General features: G+C 59.7%; 4 protein-coding genes. 2 read left to right on the forward strand and 2 right to left on the reverse strand.

Annotation, left to right across the window (positions count from 1 at the left end; translation table 11 throughout):
• Window positions 1-15: 15 nt before the first annotated feature.
• Window positions 16-300, forward strand: a complete 285-nt coding sequence (locus HMPREF3121_RS12005; RefSeq protein ID WP_168161335.1) for an integrase core domain-containing protein — start codon at window positions 16-18, stop codon at window positions 298-300.
• Window positions 301-331: 31 nt separating this feature from the next.
• Here the strand turns inward: HMPREF3121_RS12005 and HMPREF3121_RS12010 are convergent, their stop codons facing one another.
• Both HMPREF3121_RS12010 and HMPREF3121_RS12015 read right to left on the reverse strand, forming a co-directional pair.
• Entirely contained in the window at window positions 332-730 is a 399-nt protein-coding gene (locus HMPREF3121_RS12010) for a hypothetical protein (protein WP_083291116.1), read from the reverse strand.
• Window positions 731-748: 18 nt separating this feature from the next.
• Entirely contained in the window at window positions 749-1282 is a 534-nt protein-coding gene (locus HMPREF3121_RS12015; protein WP_168161336.1) for a phospholipase A2, read from the reverse strand.
• 570 nt (window positions 1283-1852) lie between these two features.
• Here HMPREF3121_RS12015 and HMPREF3121_RS12020 point away from each other — a divergent pair.
• Window positions 1853-2453: recombinase family protein (locus HMPREF3121_RS12020; RefSeq protein WP_083291118.1), on the forward strand; the 601-nt coding region annotated here is incomplete at its 3' end.

Below are 2453 nucleotides of genomic sequence, written 5' to 3' on the forward strand. Positions count from 1 at the left end.
GGCCAGGACCCCTACATGTTGTGCCACCCCGAACCGGGCTCTGCGGTCAGCTACGCACTCCAAAACGCGAAGAGCCTCTTTACTCGTCCGTATCGGCCGCAGACCAACGGCACAGTCGAGCGGTTCAACCGGACGTTGGTCGCTGAATGGGCCTACGGCAGATACCTACGACGGCGAAGCCGCCCGTGCGCGGCAGTATCCGGGGTGGTTTCATCACTCAATCACCACCGACCCCATAGCGCACTGGGCGGCTTAACTCCCGCGGAAGTCGTTCACAACCTCACGGGACACAACAACTAGCGGGGTGGCACTATCGCAACGCCGCCTTCCCTCAACTGCTTCGCGTGAAAAAAACAAGCAACGCAAACCCCAGCCAAAGTAGCGCGGTCGCAGTAGTCACCACCCACAGCAGATCACTGAAGAGAGAAATCCAGAAGCCGCCGGTCCGAAAGAGCTGGAAGACGACAGCGCCGGCGGCTACGAATACACCGACTGTAGAGACCCATGCGCCGATAAATGCCCCTATCGAATCTACATCCCTCGCTCGCCGACGAGCCCACGCAGAAACTGATGTAGCAGTTAAAAGGACTGCTATTGCCATAGCGATGATGAAGACGACACCAATGAGGAACGGAAATCCCCCACCAGCATAGGAAACGAAGCTAATGGCGATATAAAGCGTGGTCGCCACCAGGATCGAGGTGATCGTGGCCTTTTCCAAGATACTCATTACGCACCTATTACAGACCTAGTTGTTGAGCCCCGACCCCTTGTAGAAACCGGAACCAAGCTTTCGAACCGTTCCATAATAGACGTCGGCCACTCCTCGGCAAGCTCCAGCTTGGGCGCCTGACCCATATGCTCGGCCACACTCTGCCTTAAGATCCGCACGAAAGCGGATGTCACAGTCAAGCCGATTGGTGGAACTGGAGGGGCTGTAGCAGATGTCATGCCGATCACAGGACGGTTTGAAGTTGGCACGGCCCCAACTGTCGGGCGAGTACGAACATCCGTTCTGCTGAATAGTGAAGCCGCCATTGCCTTCCTCTACCTGGAGAACGGATTCAGGATTCTCGATAGCAGATACAAGATGCCTAATTTCGACATCCGACGAGATCTCATCCAAGGCCGCGAGCTCTTCGTCGGAGAAGTAGGTGCTGAGCGAGTCGTAGTTCTCCTGGATCACAACGGATCCAGCCGCCGTCGAGCTGGAGGGTTGGGCCGAGGCTATCGGCACCAAGCTGAGCGCCAGCCCGATGGCGACAAGCAGTGCCTTGACCATACGGCCCAGGATTGATGGGTACTTCATAGCTAATGTTCCTCCCGCGCAGGTGATGAATGGCGAAGCAAGTGCTCCGTCAGCCTCAACCCTAACGCCTTCATTCGCGTTTGGTAATAAACGTTTGGTAACGAACTGCTGAATGGCCTGCGGTCCAGCGGTGGACTACTCCAGTGCTAAGCGCTGAGGCCGAGTGGACGAGAGCATCGGCAACTCCCCTCTTCGCCCTGACGAGGTGACATCACTGCCTCGTCAGCTCCACCGACATCCGACGCGACTGCAACGACTGCAGCCGCGGGTCGAACACACGACACTCGCCTCTGATAGCTTTCCGAAGCGCTTTCATCGGGCACTCAGCCATCGTCAAACGCCCATCAACCCCTGCGATCGCTCTGCATCCCGAGCAGCGGCGACCAAGGGGCGTATAGCCCGGGCAGTGCATATGGGCACTTCGGAGCCCCTTTCGCCCCCGCGATCTCTGCGACAATGGGATACGACAATAGTGACCGCACGGGAGGCGAAGATGGCCCACGCGATGCACCGCAGGACGGCATCAACACAGATCTGGTCAGCATGCTGATCGGCTACGCTCGTGTGTCCACCGAACGCCAGGACCTCACCGCACAGCGGCAAGCCCTACTGGCCCTCGGCGTCGACGACGGTCGGATATACACCGACCGCGGACTCAGCGGCCGCAACCGCGACCGTCCCGGACTTGGCCAAGCTATCGCCGCCTGTCGTGCCGGCGACACTCTCGTCGTGGCAAAGCTCGATCGGCTTGCCCGCTCCGTCCCCGACGCCGCCGCCATCGCCGCCGAACTCGCCAGCCGCGAAGTCGCCCTGAGCCTCGGCGGTACCGTCTACGATCCCACCGATCCGGTCGGCAAGCTCACGTTCACGACGCTGGCCATGGTTGCGGAATTCGAAGCGGATCTCATTTCGGCACGCACAAAAGAGGGCATGGCGATCGCGCGAGCTCAAGGCAAGCTCAAAGGTCGGCAGCCGAAGCTCACCGCGGCCCAACAGCGTCACGTCCGCGAGCTGGCTGCCGATGGACGGCATACCCAGTCCGACATCGCCGAGCTGTTCAGCGTATCCCGACGAACTATCGGGAGAATCCTGTTCTTGGGTTCTATCGGTCGTTGCAACACCCCTACCCACCAGGGGACCCAAC

Source organism: Corynebacterium sp. HMSC11E11 (genome assembly GCF_001807025.1).
GTDB lineage: Bacteria > Actinomycetota > Actinomycetes > Mycobacteriales > Mycobacteriaceae > Corynebacterium > Corynebacterium freneyi.

Coding starts and splice junctions, on each gene's coding strand:
- HMPREF3121_RS12010 (WP_083291116.1), bottom strand. CDS start 730: ATGAGTATCTTGGAAAAGGCCACGATCACCTCGATCCTGGTGGCGACC.
- HMPREF3121_RS12005 (WP_168161335.1), top strand. CDS start 16: ATGTTGTGCCACCCCGAACCGGGCTCTGCGGTCAGCTACGCACTCCAA.
- HMPREF3121_RS12015 (WP_168161336.1), bottom strand. CDS start 1,282: ATGGTCAAGGCACTGCTTGTCGCCATCGGGCTGGCGCTCAGCTTGGTG.